This is a genomic window from Blastococcus sp. SYSU DS1024, assembly GCF_054050795.1.
This window is the reverse complement of record NZ_JBJHAA010000021.1, coordinates 50858-65948: the sequence shown is the minus strand read 5'-3', so window position 1 is coordinate 65948 and position 15091 is coordinate 50858. Positions and strand designations below refer to the sequence as shown.

Here is a 15091-nt window from a genome sequence, read left to right as displayed (position 1 = left end):
GACCGCTCGCCGGGCTGCCCTGTCAGGCTGGCTGCACCACTACAACAACCACCGGCCCCACACAGCGCTCGGCAACCTCCCGCCGATCACCCGCTGCACCAACGTCTCCGAGCAGTACACCTAGGCGAGCTGTCTCCTCCCACGACCACTCGCGCGTGAACAGGAGATCCGTCAGGTCGCTGCCGTCGAGGTGTTCCTCTAGCCAGGCGGCCCCTCGCACCGGTTCCCCGAGCTCCACGAGAGCCGACTCGACCCGCACCACGTGCGCGCTGTTGAGAGAGGCGAGCAACTCGACCTCGCGCTCGGCTCGCCGCAGGCTGTCGGGCGTCGAAGAGCCGAGCGCGATGACCTTCATCACCAAGGAATTGCCGTCCCGCTCGACGAGCTGAACGGTCTTTTGCGCACCTCCGCGCAGCGGCTCGACGTCGACGACGTCCAGCGCCTCGATCGCCTCCTGGACCAGGGCGTCGTCGACGTCAGCCATAGACGCACCCTAGCGATGACGCTCGCGCTGCCTGTCTCCCGTGCGTGATCGAGCTCATACCCTCCGTCCCGTGGGGCGCCCGAGGTGCGGGTTGGCATGCGCGCTAGGTAGGTCACGGTGCCCTGAGAGTTGTCGCCACCAGCCCGGACGTGGTCGCCCACGTGACCATCCATGACCCACACAGCGGCAAAGAGGGGGCTGGCAAGGGGGCAGATCCTGGCTTTCACGGTTTCCCCAGGCCCCCTCCAGTACGTCTACATGCCTTCTGACCTGCACTTACGTGTGAAGTGGGTGGCCGGGAGGTCAAGCCCACGGGTATGGCCCTCGCTGGGGTTTGATGCGGAGTGCGGTGGATCCGTTGAGCTAGTCCAAGCGGTTCAGCGCGATGCTCTGCGTCCAGCCGCCGGGTGATCTTCGGGTTAAGTCAGCGCGCCGGGGCTGCTGGGTCCCCGATCCGCGCAGTAGATTGCAGTGATGACAGAGTCCGTGTATGGCGGCTCCCAGCAGGGCTGGATCCGGCCTGACCGCGTGCCTCTCTACCGTCTGGCGTACGAGGAGAGTCAGCGAGCGCTGGACGACCAAGCCAGTGAACTTGATGGGATGCGTCAGCGAGCCACTCAGTTCCTTGCTTTCGTGGGCTCCGCCACCGCGTTTCTAGTTGCTGCTGGGCTCAATGCTCCCGAGCGCGACGGTACGTTCTACACACTTGCTGGACTCGCTACGGTCGTATCCGTAGCTACGGTCATCTTGGCTGTCGCGATACTGCTCCTCGTGCGACCCTCTATCCGTCACCTCGGTCGCTTCGAGTGGTCATTTCGGCTATCGGCTAGTCGACTCATCGGTTGGATCGAGCCGGAGGTTGGCGGACCTGATGAGCCTGATTTCTTGAGAGCGGTGGCTCTCCGACAGGACGCGATGCGCGAGCGCAACGAGGCAAACCTGGTCAAGATCCGCTATTACTATGCCGGCGTCATTGCTTTTGGACTACTTCAGGTTGTTCTCTGGGGCGCCCTGGTTTGGGCAACGGCGTGAGGTAACCTCGGGTCTCCCCGTCAGTCACGACAAGCTACGAGGCGCAACTGTTGGCCACTGAGCCCTCCCAGGATCCGGCGCCTCAGCAGCCTGCTCCTTCGCCCGCTCCGCCGCAGCCGCCACGCCCGCCGTGGGTGCCACCCGCGGAAGGGGATCCTGCCATCGAAGGACCGCGGGGTGGGACGAGGCTGAGCTCCGCAGAGTTGCTCGACGCGTTCAAGGAAATGACCCTCCTCGAGCTTTCAGACTTCGTGAAGCAGTTCGAGGAGACGTTCGAAGTTGCCGCCGCTGCCCCGGTGGCCGTCGGGGCTCCCGTACCCGCTGGGGGTGGCGAGGACGTCCGCGCCGAGCAGGAAGAGTTCGACGTCATCCTCGAGGCTCCGGGTAACAAAAAGATCCAGGTCATCAAAGAGGTTCGCGGGCTGACGTCGCTCGGTCTTAAGGAGGCGAAGGACTTGGTCGACAACGCCCCGAAGGTGGTTCTGGAGAAGGTCGCCAAGGAGACTGCGGAGAAGGCTAAGTCCGCTCTTGAGGGCGCCGGAGCAACGGCGAGGCTCAAATAGTCCAATCCCGCAAAGCGGGGCCGACAATCTGGGTGGGTAGTCCTTCCGGAGGCCCACAGAGCTTGGGTCAGTCTCCCCGAGGATCACTGGTGTCACATCCGACAAGACGTAGCAGCGTGAGGGCGGCGCGACGCAAGGCGTACTGGGGCGGCGTTGTGCGGGGTACCCCTACAGCAACTGGTACAGCAACGCGGTCCGGACGGCAGCGGATGGGATCGGACCATGGCGGACGCCACGGCCTTTGACCTGGGCAGATCGGCGGAGAGCCAACCACAGCGAACCCCTGGAATGTGACTGGGGGCAAGGGGTTGCTACCGCCGCAATGAAGTGACCCCCGCGGGACGGACACCTCCAGACTTGGCAGCAGCCAGGGAGGAGGGCCCTGTTGGGGAGGGTCAGCAAGTACTCAGAGGAGTTCCGCCGGCAGGCGGCGATGCTCGTGGTCGACGGGCACCGGCCGGTACGTGAGGTCGCCCGCGAGCTCGACGTCAATCACGAGACGCTGCGCAACTGGGTCGCCGCGCTGCGGCGGGAACGCGCGGCGTCCGGTGGACCGGTCAGCGCCGACGAGCGGGCCGAGATCGCCCGACTGCGCCGCCGGGTCGCCGAATTGGAGCTCGAGAAAGAGATTCTGAAAAATGCCGCGGTCTTCTTCGCCAGGGAGACGGGGCGGTGAGCCGAGGAGCGGTCTTCGACTTCATCGTCGCGCAGAAGACCACCTACGGCGTGCGCCGTCTCTGCCGCGTGCTCGGAGTCAGCAAGACCGCGTTCTACGACTGGGCCGCCCGCGGCGGTTGCCCGACGTCGGCGGAGCTGGAGGAGGCTTACGCCATCCACGCTGCCCCACCAGGCCTGGTCCGAGCACCGCCGGGTCTACGGCGTCCGCCGGCTGACCGCCGAGATTCGTTCCCGCGGGCACGCCTGGAACCGCAAAAGGGTCGCCCGGCTCATGCGAGTGGCCGGGATCGAAGGCATCCACCGGCGCCGCCGCGGCAAGTACGGCCGCCGGAGCGCCTCCACCGCGACCGCCGACGACCTGGTCGAACGCAACTTCACCGCGCCGGTTCCTGACCAGCTGTGGGTCGCCGACATCACGTACCTGCGCACCTGGGAGGGCTTCCTCTACCTGGCCGTGGTCGTCGACGCCTGCAGTCGGCGAGTCGTGGGCTGGGCGATGGCCGACCACCTGCGCACCGAACTGGTCCTCGACGCGGTTGGAATGGCGCTGTTCACCCGCCGACCCGCGCCCGGCCTGGTGCATCACTCCGACCGCGGCAGCCAGTACACCTCCTACGACTTCGGCAAGACGCTGCGGACTTCCGGGCTGCTGGCCTCGATGGGCCGAGTCGGCTCGGCCTACGACAACGCGATGGCCGAGTCGTTCTTCGCCACCCTGAAAGCCGAACTGGTCTACCGCCGGGCCTGGCCGACCCGGCACGAACTGGAGATGGAGGTCTTCTCCTACATCGAGGGCTTCTACAACACTCGCCGACGGCACAGCAGGCTGGACAACGTCAGCCCCGCTGACTTCGAGAACAAGATCAGACAGCAGATGACACGAAACGAGGCGTCCGCCTGACGGGGGTCACTTCAGCAAGAGGGTCCGGAGGTTGTACGCCGGCCTGAGGAAGCGGCATGAGCGACGGACGGCTCATCGTCGCCCCTCGTCAGTTCGCGGCTGATTCTTCGCAATCTTCATTGGGTGTGGGGTCAGCCTCAACCGCGTCTGAAGAGTCCCCTGAGTTGGCCGCCTCGCCCATGGGCTTAATGCCCCGGGCGGCCTCGATGGCCGATGAGAGGGCGCCCCAGATTTTCGACGGAGGAAATTTCCCCGCTGCCTCGGTGACCTTTCCTAGGTCGTCGAGCCGCCCGGTCTCTTTGTAGACACTCCAAGCGCAGGTCCAGACCTTGTGGAAGGCCAGGTATTGGCAGAGGGAACTGACGGTCGCGAGGACCAGGGCGAGGAGGAGGTACTCCACCATGAACCGATTCCAATCAGGGATCACCTCGGCCCCCACCACGCCGATCCTGTTGGTATTCGGTTGTGTATCACGGATCCTCCTGGTGGCAGCGCGCAGACCTGCTCGGCAACTGCTCTCGCCGAACCGGCACTGCTGCCCCGAGGGTCCTACTCAGTCGACCGGAGGTGGGACCCTCGCCGACCGAACAGGCACGGGGTGCTGCCTGGAGCCCAACCCATCAGTCGCTGGCTGCTGGACAGTGCTCCTAGCGGTCTTGCCGCGGAAGAGGAAGTGCTTCGACCCGCGGTTCGAACGCTTGAGCGAGAAGCTACATGATGGCGGTGACGGAGAGCAACCATGGGCTGCGAGGCCCCAACAAGATCGACATGCGGATGTCGGGTCCGTCATCGCCAGGAGCGTGAAGGAGCGGACCCTGCGACCGCCGCGACCCGCCGTCACCGGTCAAGGGTGTCAGGGGTGATGTAGCCGTCGCATAGTGCGCAAGTCGTCCGTAGACGCCTTCCGGTGCTCTGTTGGTAGACGCTGGAAGGCCTGGTCAAGCCGTATTCCACCGATGACGAGCCTGAGCCAACACTCGGGCCACCGTCCATGGCGTACATGCTGACTACTCACGTCGCCCGAAGTGACCTGAACGTGCACGGTTGCGGAGGTGCTGGCTGCTCCTCGGTGGGGTGTCAGCCGGTGCGATCACCCGAACTGCCGTCGACCAGCTCCGAAAGACTCATCGCTTCGTGTTGCCGAGTATGTGACAAGCGCCGAAGGCGCGTGTGGGTTGCGAGCGCGCACGCTTCGCGGCAGTGCACCCGGTCCGCTGGCGGCCGGCTTCACCGTGGCCATCAGAGTGTCCGGCCTCGGGGGCCGCCGGTGTGTGCCGACGGCCTCGGTCGCCAGTATTCGGGGAACGGCGCCTAGGAACCGGTCGCGGTGGTTGCAGTTCTGGTTGCAGTTGGCTCTTTTCGCGGTCGGACGCGGGAGTTCGCGGACGTTCAGAGTCGCAGATCGAGCGGCTTACGGCACTGCAACGAACCACCGCGAACGCGATCATGACGGCCTGGCAGTGTGGGGGTCAGGGGTTCGAGTCCCCTCAGCTCCACCCGATCGAGTAGGCCGCCCCTCCCACCGGAGGGGCGGCCTGCTGCGTTGTCGGGGGCGGGGTGCGCTCGGATACCTGTGTGACGCGCGTAACCCCTGGTGAGGTCGCGCGTTGTTCCGCGCACACACCGCTCCCACCCGATCTGGAGGAGACGTGCGCCGTCTCGCTACCTGCATCACCGCCGCCGTCGCGGTCCTCGCCGGCGTCCTCGTCGCGCCCACGGCGCAGGCCGCGCCGGCCCCGCTGCGCTACGTCGCCCTCGGCGACTCCTACAGCGCGGCCTCCGGGGTCCTGCCGCCGGACCTCGCCGCGCCACCGCAGTGCCTGCGCTCGACCCGGAACTACCCGCACGTCATGGCCGGCGCGATCGGCGCCCGGCTCACCGACGTCACCTGCGGCGGCGCCGACACCGGTGACTTCTTCGCCGGGCAGTACCCGGGGGTCGCCCCGCAGCTCGAGGCGCTGAGCCGGGACACCCAGCTGGTCACGATGACCATCGGCGGCAACGACAGCGGGGTCTTCATCAACTCGATCATGGCCTGCAGCACGGCGGGACTGGCCACGCTCGGCAAGGGCAGCCCGTGCAAGGACCGGTACGGCAGCTCGTTCGCCGACACCGTGCGCACCACGACGTTCCCGGCGCTCGTGGAGTCGCTGCGGGCCGTCCGGCAGGCGGCGCCGGGCGCCCGGGTCGCCATCCTCGGCTACCCCTGGATCGTGCCGGCCAGCGGCAGCTGCTTCGACCGCATGCCTCTCGCCGAGGGCGACATCCCCTACCTGCGCGACCTGCAGGCGACCCTGAACGACGCGGTGAAGCGTGCGGCCTCGATGTCCGGCGTCACCTACGTCGACCTGAGCCGGGTCTCCGACGGGCACGACGCCTGCCGGCCGATCGGCGTCCGCTGGGTCGAGCCGGTGCTGCAGGGGACCAACGCGGTCATCGTGCACCCGAACGCGCGGGGTGAGGCGGCGATGGCCGCGCGCACCATCGAGGTGCTGCGGCTCGACCGCCGCTGAGCCCGGCGTCCGGCGGCCCGGGCGGGAGTGATCCCGGCCGGGCCGCCGGCGTCAGTTCGGGACGGCGCCCAGCTCCGGCTCGGACGCCCGGCCGTTGCCGTGCCGGCGGGCGAGCCGGGCGGCCGTCGGCGTGGCGGCGTACCCGTTGGTCAGCCGCGCCCGGGCGACCAGCGTGCCGGCCCGGTGCTCGGCGATGCCGCGCAGGAGCTCGTCGAACTCCGTCGTCACGACGTAGTGGGTGCCGTCGACCAGGTGCACCACCGTGTCGGCGTGGTGCTCGATCCGCTCGATGTGGTCGGGGTCGACGGCGAAGTGCTCGCCGTTGCGGCAGGTCACAGCGATCACGAGGTGGTCCTTTCGCAGCCGCCGGCCCGGGGGCCGGTGGGCCGGCCCGGAAGTCGGTCCGGCACCGAGGCCATCGGCAGGTCGGGGCCCTCTCTGGAGCGCGGGCCGCCGGGGGCGTCCTTCCGGGTGACCTCGCAACCGGTCAGAAGCCGAAGAGCAGACCGAGCCCCCCGAGGGTGAACAGCACCATGACGACCACCAGGGGGAGCTGGTCGGACGCCCGTGCGTGCCGCTCGGCGCGCAGCGCGCGTTCGTGCGCCAGCGTCACGCCGACGACGTGGCCGAGGATGATCGCCCCCACCTGCACCAGCGCGATGGTGTCGGAGCCGACGGCGGTGAGGTCGACCCGGTTGCCGTACGTGCCGAACAGGTCGACCCCGGCCGCGCCGAACGGGTTGCTGACCAGGATCCACGTCTTCTGCCCGTCGAGGAGCAGCAGGCTGAAGTAGTGGGCGACCGTGTAGCCCAGCGCGATCGGGATGACCGTGGCCGCGTAGCGCCGTGGTTGCCCGCCCGGCGCCTGGCCGACCAGGCGCCCGGACAGGCCGGTACCCAGCGCGTACAGCCCGGCCACCAGCGCGATCGACGCCAGCAGGCCCAGGGTGCCCGAGAGCGTGTCGTCCGCCGCCCCGGGGCCGGTCTGCCACCACACCGTGCGGGAGAGCCCGTCGAACGCCGTCGAGCCCAGCAGCACCACCACGAGGGCGGCCAGCCCCGGTTCGGCCGGGGTGGCCATGGCGTTGGCCAGCGGGTTGCGCAGCACGAGCCGGCCGTCGTCCCGCCGTCCCCACGGGGAGAGCCGGGCGATCAGCGTCGAGTAGGCCTCGAACCCGTCCCCGCGGGCGAACCAGCCCTCGCCGAACCACAGCGCCAGGGCCACGTGCACGACGGCGTGCAGCAGCAGGAACACCGCGACGGTCCTCGGCTCGGCCCGGCCGGGGAAGACCAGCTCCAGCCAGACGAACACCAGCAGGGAGCCCGCGGCGGGCCAGAGCCCCAGTGCGGGCAGCCGTGTGGCGCCGGGCGCGGTGGGCACGGCGGGGCGCAGCAGGCGGTGCAGCAGCCGCAGCGGGTTGACCATCCGCCAGACCGGCCCGAGCAGCAGGCTGGCCGGCACCAGGCCCACCCAGAAGGTCACGTACAGCACCCACGGGGCGAGGTTGCGGGACGTCTCGCCGGGCCCCAGGAGCGCGGCCGCGACGACGAACGCGGCCGCGAGCAGCGCGAGCCCCTGGAGGCCCCGCCGGAACGGCGCGCCGTCGAGCACGCGCTGCAGGCCGGCGGGCAGCGGGCGGCCGGAGCCGGAGCCGCCCAGCCGTGGGGTGCGCCAGAAGAGCAGCAGGACCGCGAAGCTGATCAGGATCGCCGCGCCCGCGCCGTAGAGCGCGAAGCCGATCGGGATCGGCAGGTCTGTGCGCGAGCCGACCCCGTGGGCGAGGACGCTCACCCGACCTGCAGCGTCAGCAGCACCGTCCCGGCGTCGTGCAGCTCCAGCTCGAAGACGCCGGGGATGGTGGCGTCGAACGCGAGCTCCGCCGGCCGCCCCGGCACCAGCTCGGCCAGGCGGTCGTACCCGTGCAGGTGCACCTCGTCGGCGACGTCGGAGGTGACGACGACGGTGACCGGCTCGCCGAGCGGCACCGGCACCCGGCCGGTGTCACCGCTGACCTGCCCGCCGGTGACCTCCACCTCGATCCGCTGCCCGGCGGTCTCCGTCGGGGTCGTCGGAGGCGCGGAGGTGGCGGTGGGGGACGTCGTGGTGGGGGAGCCGGTCGCCGTGGGCTCGTCCGCGGGGGCGGCCGTGCCGGCGCAGCCGGCCAGCGCCACCGCCAGGGGCAGCAGGACCGCAGCAGCCGTGCGGCGCGCGCTCACGGCCGCCCCGCCCCGGACGTCACCGCGTCCTCCGCGGCGCCGGCCGCCGTGGCGGAGGCGCCCGGCTCCCGGACGGCGGCGCGGCGGGCGTACCGGCCCACCCCCCACGACATCGCGGCGATCAGGGCCAGGGTGCAGGCGAGCACGACGAGGTTGGCGACGAGCCACAGCCCGCCCTCGGAGTCCTTGAGCTCGCGCTGCAGGATGTCGATCTCGGGGATCGCGCTGCGGGTCATGCCGTCCTCGGCCGGGATCTCGTCGGCCGGGATCGCCTCGTCGCGCGGCAGGTAGATGGGGAAGGCGGTGAGCACGCGGCCGTCGTGCACGCGCAGCAGCGTCTTCCAGGTGCCGTGCAGCGGGACCGGCTCGGTGGTCCGGTACTCGCCCTCCCCGGTCCGCTCCAGCGGCGTCACGACCAGGCCGTCGCCCTGCCAGGCGGTGATCTGCACCCAGGCGGGGTCGTCGGGGAAGTCGGCGGGTTCCAGCCGCACTCCGATGTGCGCCGTCCGGGGATCGGTCCCGACGTCCTCGATCGCGAAGGTCGCCGCCACGTCGTCGGGCACGGTGGCGACCAGCCCGTTGGCGACCGCGGCCGCCAGGACCGCGAGGCAGGCGAGCAGCACGCCGCGGGCCACGGCCGGGCGCGGCAGCCGGCGGCGCAGCCCGGTCGCGAGCAGGGCGCCGAGCAACCCCCCGGCGACGCCGCCGGCCAGCGCCATGAGCGTGCCCTCGACCAGGATGTCGCTACCCCAGGTGAGCTCCTGGACGACGTAGGTCCAGCCGGCCTCGGTCGCATGGCCGACGGTGCCGATGGCGACGCCGGCGACCGCGCCGAAGAGCAGCGGCCGGCGGGCCGGCGGCAGGGCGATCGCGAGCAGTTCGACCAGCACGGCCGAGCCGAGGTACAGCGGGAACGTGGGCACGATCTCGTCGAGGACCGGGCCGACGACGAGCGCGATGACGCTGCGGACCACGAGGAAGAACGCCGTCGCGGCGAGGGCTCCGCCGCGGCCGATGAACATGCGGGCGGCGACCAGGGCGATACCGGCGGCGCCGGCGATCATGAGCGGCTCGAGCACCAGCCGGAACTGGGGCACGTCGAAGTCGTACTCGCCCTGGAACACCGACATGCCGAGCAGCAGCCCGCCCATCGCCGAGGTCCGCCGCAGGAAGCGCGCGGTGCGGCCGGCCGTGCGGTCGCCGGCGCCGGTCGGCGACCCGGCGTGCCCCTCCTGCTCGAGGACGAGCAGCCCGATGATCGACAGGCCCGCGCCGCCGATGAGCATCAGGTGCGTGGGGCCCCACAGGGTCACGTCCTGGCCGAACATCCGGTGCCACACGTCGTCGAGCGGGAAGCCGAGCAGGGCGTAGAACCCGGCCGCGGTCAGCAGGATGCCGCCGACCGGCACGTCCCAGCCGCGGACGAAGCGGACGGCGGCCGGGCCGGGCTGGTCGTCCAGCGGCATGGCGCAGGCGAGCACACCGCCGGCGAAGACCCCGAAGAGGCCGAAGAGGATCAGGTAGTGGGCCGGGTTGGCCAGCGGGCCCTCGTCGCGGCCCACCCCGATGTGCAGGGCGATGTCCCAGAGCATGCCGAGCAGGGCGGTGAGCAGCGAGACCGTGGTGAGGACGGTCGGCAGGGCCACCCACGCGGGAACGCCGGTGGCGCCGCCCAGGCGGTTCCCCACCCGGGTGAGGACGCCGGACCGCCGGGTGCGGTGCAGGAAGACCAGAGCGAGCAGCGCGACCGTCAGGGCCAGGCCGATCCCCGTGGCGAGGAAGACCTCGCCGAGGGCGGCACCTCCGGCCGGTCGTGTCTCCGCGGCGAGCAGCACGGCATCCCTCCCAGGCATGTGACTATGTAACACCAGTAACAGTTACATCGGCAACTGTCACATAGAACGAGCCACCTACCCTGTGGTGACGAGGGAGAGGAGAAGCGGGTGAGTGCAGCGCAGCCCGAGCCGTCGGGCGAGGATGCCGACCGCGAGCTGACGGTCGACGAGCTGGCCGCCCGCGTGGGGCTCACCGTGCGCAACGTGCGGGCGTACTCCGCCCGGGGCCTGCTGCCGCCGCCGCGGATGGTCGGCCGCACCGGGTACTACGGCCGCGAGCACGTCGCCCGGCTGCTCCTGGTCCGCGAGATGCTCGCCGAGGGCTACTCGCTGGCGATGATCGAGCGCACCCTGGCGGGCGCGCCGCCGACCGCGAGTTCGGCCACCCTCGCGCTGCACCGCGCCCTGCTGGTGCCATGGCTGCCGCCGGAGCCGGAGATCACCACGGGGCCCGAGCTGGCCGCGCGGACCGGGGTGCCGACCGGTCCCGAGCTGATCGACCAGCTGGTGGAGCTGGGCATCGTGGAGCGGCTGGACCGGGAGCGGCTGCGGGTGCTCGACCCGGCGCTGCTCATGGCCGGCCTGCAGGTGGTGGGCCTGGGGGTGCCGGCGACCGCGCTCATCGCGGCCCAGGCGCAGGTCAACGAGCACGTCCGGGCGATCAGCCGCACCTACGTGCGCATGTTCGTCGACACCGTGTGGCGGTCGTTCGTCGCGGCGGGGGCGCCGCCCGAACGGCTGGAGGACATCCTCGCCACCGTGACCCGGCTCCAGCCGGTGGCGGCGCAGGCGGTGCTGGCTGCCTTCCGGACCGAGATGGCCGCGGAGGTGGCGAGCGCCGTCGAGGAGGCGCTGGGCGAGCTGGGGGACTAGTCGGCCGGGGGGCGGCCGGGCACTTCGCCGTCGGGGAGCTCCTCGCGGGTCATCCCCTGCCGGTCTGCCTCGGCGGCCGCCTCCCGTGCGCTGATCCGGCGGTCGCGGACGACGGCTCCCGCGACGAGCGCGACGAGGATGGCTGCGGGCACGAAGAAGCCGACGGTCCCGATGACGCTCAGGCCGTCCGTGGCGACGACGTCGTAGCCAGGCACGACCTCATGTGACACCGACCGATGACACGGTGTCAAACCCGAGCGCTCAGTCGGAGCCGCGGCCCTCGCGCCAGTACCCCATGAAGGCCACCGATCGGCGGTCGACGCCGACCTCCTGGACGAGGTGCCGCCGCAGGCCCTTGACCACCCCGGCCTCTCCGGCCAGCCAGGCGTAGACCCCGGAGGACTCCGGGGTCGCGGCGTCCTCGAGGGGGACCTCCCACAGGATGCCGGCGTCGACGTCGACGTCGGCCAGCTCGGGGGTGGGGGTGGGGGAGAGCAGGTCGCCCAGCTCGCGCACCGCGTCCAGAACGGCCCCGGTGAGCAGCTGCCCACGCGGTGCGGCGGGGGCGCCGTCGGCGGGCCAGCGGGGGAGCCAGGTGATCTCCACGCCGGTGGGCGCGACGACGTCCAGCGCGTCGCCGGCTGTCGGCACCTCCAGCAGCACCCGGGCGCGACGGCCTGCGGGCAGGCTCTCCACGATCGCGCAGATGGCCGGCACCGCGGTCTCGTCGCCGGCGATCAGCAGGCAGGAGGCGTCGGCCGGCGGGTGCCACTCGAAGCCGCCGGTCTCGCCGGGGAACCGGGCGTTCGGGGCGACCAGGACGACCTCGTCGCCGGCGGTGGCCTGCTCGGCCCAGGCCGACGCGGGGCCGGTGGCGCCGTGCAGCACGAAGTCGACGTCGACCTCGCCGACGTCGCTGCGCAGTGCCCGGATCGTGTACGTGCGGATGGGCATCTGCCGCTCCGGCGGCAACGCCCGCCAGGCGCCGTACCAGTCGTCACCGGCCGGGCAGTCGAGGATGCCCCGGCCGGGCAGCGGCAGCATGACCTTGATGCGCTGGTCGAAGCCGTTGGACGCGAAGGCAGCCATCTCCGGCCCGGTGAAGGTGACCCGGAGGAAGCTCGGGCTCAGCCGCTGCACCCGCGCCACGCGCACCGGGAAGGTGCGGTAGGCGGGGATCTGCGCGGTCTCGACGGTCACGGCGTCTCCCGGGCTGGGCAGGTAGGGGCGTCTCTCGACTTAGGCTAGCCTCACCTGGCTTCCGGCAGTCTCGCACACGAGCGCCGGTCGATCCAGACGCGCGTCCACCCGGGCCCGCGCCTCAGTTCGAAGGAGAACGATGACGACTCGCGCCCTGCGCGCCACCGCCTTCACCGTGGCGGCCGCCCTGTCCCTCACCGCCTGCGGCAGCAGCTCCGAGCCGGAGGCCGGCCCGACCGGGCAGGCGGCGGCCGGCGACGCCGCGTTCCCCCGCACCGTCGAGCACGCCATGGGCAGCACCGTGATCCCCGAGGAGCCCGAGCGGGTCGTCGTCCTCGACACCGGCGAGCTCGACTCGGCGCTCTCGCTGGGGGTCACCCCGGTGGGCGCGGTCACCACCGACGTCTCCGAGCAGTTCCTGAGCTACCTGGCCGAGGACGCCGAGGGCATCGAGGTGGTCGGCACCATCGCCGAGCCCGACCTCGAGGCGATCGCCGCGCTGGAGCCGGACCTCATCCTCTCCAACCAGGTGCGCCACGAGGACATCTACGACCAGCTGGAGCAGATCGCCCCCACGGTGTTCGCCGCGGACCTCGGCGACACCTGGAAGGAGAACCTCCTCCTGGACGCCGAGGCGCTGGGCAGGGAGGAGGAGGCCGAGGAGCTGCTCGCGGAGTACGAGCAGCAGGCCGCCGACCTGGGCGAGGCGATCGGTGACCCGGCGAGCACCACCGTGAGCCCGTTGCGCTTCGTCGGTGGCACGATCCGCGCCTACCAGCCGGAGTCGTTCGTCGGCACGGTGCTGGCCGACATCGGCCTGGACCACGTCGATCTGCCGGAGGGGGAGGTGTCCACGTTCGCCGAGCTCAGCCCCGAGCAGATCACGCAGGCCGACGCCGACGTCATCCTGTACTCCTCCTACGGGGCGCCCGAGGAATCGGGTGAGGCCACCGTCGTCGCCGGGCCGCTGTGGCCGCGGCTGACCGCCGTCGCCGAGGGCCGGGCCTTCGCCGTGGAGGACGACGTCTTCTACACGGGCATCGGGCTCAAGGCCGCGCAGCTGCAGCTGGAGTCGCTCGAGGAGCTGCTGGCCGGCTGACCCCGGGACGCAGCGAGGGCCCCTTCCCGCGATCGGGAAGGGGCCCTCGCTGCACGGGCGACCGCGGTCAGGGAGTCTCGGTGACCAGCTGCGCGGCCAGGTACTGCGGCGCGCCCACCCGCTCGATCGCGGCGATCTGCGCCTCGAACCAGTCGGCGTGCTTCTCCTCGTCCAGGACCATCTCCTCGAACACCGACGCGGTGCCGTGGTCGCCGAGGTCGTGGCACTCCTTCGCGGAGGCGTTGAACTGGGCGACGGCGGCCTTCTCGCTGTCGAGGGCCAGCACCAGCATCTCCTCGGCGCTCTCGCCGACCCGGATCGCGCCGAGGCGCTGCAGGTTGGGGTGGCCGTCGAACAGCAGGACGCGCTGGATGAGGGCGTCGGCGTCCCGCATCTCGTCGATGGAGAGGTCGTAGAAGACCTTGCCCAGCTTGGGCAGACCCCAGGCGTCGAGCATGCGCGCGTTGAGGAAGTACGTGTTGGTGACCGTGAGTTCGAAGGTCAGCGCGTCGTTCAGCAGTTCGACCACGCGGGGGCTAACGGGCTGCACCGGATACTCCCAGCTCTCGCTCGGCCGGGCGCTCGGTGGTGCGCCCGGCTCGCACCGGGCAATGCTGACACACCAGGTCGCGGAGCGAGCCGACGCAGCTGCCGCAGGTGCGCCCGGCACCGGTCGCGCGGGCCACGTCGGCGACGCAGCGCGCCCCGTTGGCGATCGCTTCGAGGATGTCGCGATCGGTCACCACGTTGCAGTGGCACACGTACATGCGGCGGTCGCCTAACGGGAGACGGCGGGCGGGGGTGGCCCCGGTGCGGACACCCGGGCGACTCGCAGAGGTTAGCCTCTCCTAACCGTTCTGCGCCACCCCTCCTGGTCAGGAGCCGCCGAGGCCCCCTAGGTTGCCGTCATGGCCGACCCGGCGTCCCGCGCCCGCACGCTCCTGCGGCTGCAGACCGATCCCCGCGTCCTCGTCCTCGCCAACGTCTGGGACGCGGCATCGGCGAGAGCGGTGGCCGACACCGAGGGCACCGGGGCACTGGCCACCGCCAGCCACGCGATCGCGGCGGCCCACGGGTACGAGGACGGCGAGCGCATCCCGCTGGAGCTGCACCTCGACGTGGTGCGGCGGATCGTCGCGGCCGTGGAACTCCCGTTGTCCATGGACATGGAGGCCGGCTACGGCGACCCGGGGGAGACGACCCGGCGCGCGATCGGGGCCGGCGCCGTGGGCGGCAACCTCGAGGACGGGACACGCCCGCTGGACGAGGCCGTGGCCGCCGTGGGGGAGGTGCTCGCCGCCGGCCGCGCCGCGGGCGTCGACTTCGTGCTCAACGCGCGGACCGACGTCGTCCTGCTCGCGCCGGCCGGGGCCGACCGGGCGGCGCTGCTGGACGAGGCGGCCGACCGAGGCCGGGCCTACCTGGCGGCCGGGGCCGCCGCGGTCTTCGTGCCGGGCGTGGTGGCGGCCGACGAGATCGCCGCGCTGGTCGGGGCGCTGGGGCGCGGCCGGCTCAGCGTGCTCGCCGTGCCGGGGGCCACGCCGCCGGTCGCCGAGCTGGAGCGCCTGGGCGTCGCGCGGGTCTCCACCGGCCCGAACGCGCAGCGGGTGGCCCTGACGGCGCTGCAGGACGCGACGGCGGCGCTGCTCGCGGGCGGGGTGCTCCCACCCGGCACCCGCACGCTGAGCTGAGCTCC

Annotated in this window: 19 protein-coding genes; 10 read left to right on the top strand and 9 right to left on the bottom strand. The window is 71.5% G+C overall.

The features are described 5' to 3' along the window. From ACI79S_RS17210 to ACI79S_RS17185, 6 genes are all read left to right on the top strand, one after another. On the top strand, nt 1–124 hold a 124-nt coding region (locus tag ACI79S_RS17210; RefSeq protein ID WP_456594660.1), incomplete at its 5' end, for an integrase core domain-containing protein. Between the two features lie 138 nt (nt 125–262). Then, entirely contained in the window at nt 263–532 is a 270-nt protein-coding gene (locus tag ACI79S_RS17205) for a hypothetical protein (RefSeq protein WP_456594657.1), read from the top strand. Nucleotides 533–958: 426 nt separating this feature from the next. After that, entirely contained in the window at nt 959–1516 is a 558-nt protein-coding gene (locus ACI79S_RS17200) for a hypothetical protein (protein WP_456594656.1), read from the top strand. A gap of 134 nt (nt 1517–1650) precedes the next feature. Beyond that, nucleotides 1651–2079 (top strand): 50S ribosomal protein L7/L12, encoded by a 429-nt coding sequence (gene rplL / locus ACI79S_RS17195; protein ID WP_456594655.1) that lies wholly within the window; start codon nt 1651–1653, stop codon nt 2077–2079. A 385-nt stretch (nt 2080–2464) separates the two neighbouring features. Next, nucleotides 2465–2755, top strand: coding sequence for a transposase (locus ACI79S_RS17190; protein ID WP_456594654.1), 291 nt, complete (start codon nt 2465–2467; stop codon nt 2753–2755). A gap of 162 nt (nt 2756–2917) precedes the next feature. Beyond that, nucleotides 2918–3658: an IS3 family transposase gene (locus tag ACI79S_RS17185; RefSeq protein WP_456594659.1), complete on the top strand. Its 741-nt coding sequence runs from the start codon at nt 2918–2920 to the stop codon at nt 3656–3658. 88 nt (nt 3659–3746) lie between these two features. Here the strand turns inward: ACI79S_RS17185 and ACI79S_RS17180 are convergent, their stop codons facing one another. Then, complete coding sequence (locus ACI79S_RS17180; protein ID WP_456594653.1) at nt 3747–4097, bottom strand: hypothetical protein; 351 nt, start codon at nt 4095–4097, stop codon at nt 3747–3749. A 1210-nt stretch (nt 4098–5307) separates the two neighbouring features. On the opposite strand from ACI79S_RS17180, the gene ACI79S_RS17175 reads away from it, so the two are divergent. Continuing rightward, entirely contained in the window at nt 5308–6171 is an 864-nt protein-coding gene (locus ACI79S_RS17175; RefSeq protein ID WP_456594652.1) for an SGNH/GDSL hydrolase family protein, read from the top strand. Between the two features lie 51 nt (nt 6172–6222). Here the strand turns inward: ACI79S_RS17175 and ACI79S_RS17170 are convergent, their stop codons facing one another. From ACI79S_RS17170 to ACI79S_RS17155, 4 genes are all read right to left on the bottom strand, one after another. Then, on the bottom strand, nt 6223–6516 hold the full coding sequence (locus ACI79S_RS17170; protein WP_456594651.1) for a flagellar FlbD family protein: 294 nt from the start codon (nt 6514–6516) through the stop codon (nt 6223–6225). A 142-nt stretch (nt 6517–6658) separates the two neighbouring features. Further along, the gene (locus ACI79S_RS17165; RefSeq protein WP_456594650.1) at nt 6659–7963 is read right to left on the bottom strand and encodes a hypothetical protein; all 1305 of its coding nucleotides are present in this window, start codon (nt 7961–7963) and stop codon (nt 6659–6661) included. Next, entirely contained in the window at nt 7960–8388 is a 429-nt protein-coding gene (locus ACI79S_RS17160; RefSeq protein ID WP_456594649.1) for a hypothetical protein, read from the bottom strand. Before ACI79S_RS17160 ends, ACI79S_RS17165 begins: the two co-directional genes overlap by 4 nt. Further along, nucleotides 8385–10241 carry a hypothetical protein gene (locus ACI79S_RS17155; protein ID WP_456594648.1) on the bottom strand — a complete coding sequence of 619 codons (1857 nt, stop codon included), beginning with the start codon at nt 10239–10241 and terminating at the stop codon, nt 8385–8387. The genes ACI79S_RS17160 and ACI79S_RS17155 overlap by 4 nt, the downstream gene beginning before the upstream one ends. A gap of 90 nt (nt 10242–10331) precedes the next feature. On the opposite strand from ACI79S_RS17155, the gene ACI79S_RS17150 reads away from it, so the two are divergent. Next, nucleotides 10332–11096 carry a MerR family transcriptional regulator gene (locus tag ACI79S_RS17150; protein ID WP_456594647.1) on the top strand — a complete coding sequence of 255 codons (765 nt, stop codon included), beginning with the start codon at nt 10332–10334 and terminating at the stop codon, nt 11094–11096. Here the strand turns inward: ACI79S_RS17150 and ACI79S_RS17145 are convergent. Together ACI79S_RS17145 and ACI79S_RS17140 are read right to left on the bottom strand one after the other, a co-directional pair. Next, on the bottom strand, nt 11093–11311 hold the full coding sequence (locus ACI79S_RS17145; RefSeq protein ID WP_456594646.1) for a hypothetical protein: 219 nt from the start codon (nt 11309–11311) through the stop codon (nt 11093–11095). The genes ACI79S_RS17150 and ACI79S_RS17145 overlap by 4 nt on opposite strands. Before the next feature lie 46 nt (nt 11312–11357). Then, on the bottom strand, nt 11358–12296 hold the full coding sequence (locus ACI79S_RS17140) for a siderophore-interacting protein (protein ID WP_456594645.1): 939 nt from the start codon (nt 12294–12296) through the stop codon (nt 11358–11360). A gap of 139 nt (nt 12297–12435) precedes the next feature. Here ACI79S_RS17140 and ACI79S_RS17135 point away from each other — a divergent pair, with 139 nt between their 5' ends. After that, complete coding sequence (locus tag ACI79S_RS17135) at nt 12436–13395, top strand: ABC transporter substrate-binding protein (RefSeq protein WP_456594644.1); 960 nt, start codon at nt 12436–12438, stop codon at nt 13393–13395. 67 nt (nt 13396–13462) lie between these two features. Here ACI79S_RS17135 and bfr read toward each other — a convergent pair whose 3' ends face one another. Beyond that, nucleotides 13463–13924 (bottom strand): bacterioferritin, encoded by a 462-nt coding sequence (gene bfr, locus ACI79S_RS17130; RefSeq protein WP_456587430.1) that lies wholly within the window; start codon nt 13922–13924, stop codon nt 13463–13465. 7 nt (nt 13925–13931) lie between these two features. Beyond that, nucleotides 13932–14162 (bottom strand): (2Fe-2S)-binding protein, encoded by a 231-nt coding sequence (locus tag ACI79S_RS17125; protein WP_456594643.1) that lies wholly within the window; start codon nt 14160–14162, stop codon nt 13932–13934. A gap of 141 nt (nt 14163–14303) precedes the next feature. On the opposite strand from ACI79S_RS17125, the gene ACI79S_RS17120 reads away from it, so the two are divergent. Further along, entirely contained in the window at nt 14304–15086 is a 783-nt protein-coding gene (locus ACI79S_RS17120; RefSeq protein ID WP_456594642.1) for an isocitrate lyase/PEP mutase family protein, read from the top strand. The last annotated feature ends 5 nt before the right edge of the window (nt 15087–15091 follow it).

Excerpts from the sequence above, each read along its gene's own strand:
- ACI79S_RS17200 (WP_456594656.1), top strand. The coding sequence starts at position 959 with ATGACAGAGTCCGTGTATGGCGGCTCCCAGCAGGGCTGGATCCGGCCT.
- ACI79S_RS17135 (WP_456594644.1), top strand. The coding sequence starts at position 12,436 with ATGACGACTCGCGCCCTGCGCGCCACCGCCTTCACCGTGGCGGCCGCC.
- ACI79S_RS17155 (WP_456594648.1), bottom strand. The coding sequence starts at position 10,241 with ATGCCTGGGAGGGATGCCGTGCTGCTCGCCGCGGAGACACGACCGGCC.
- ACI79S_RS17120 (WP_456594642.1), top strand. The coding sequence starts at position 14,304 with ATGGCCGACCCGGCGTCCCGCGCCCGCACGCTCCTGCGGCTGCAGACC.
- ACI79S_RS17125 (WP_456594643.1), bottom strand. The coding sequence starts at position 14,162 with ATGTACGTGTGCCACTGCAACGTGGTGACCGATCGCGACATCCTCGAA.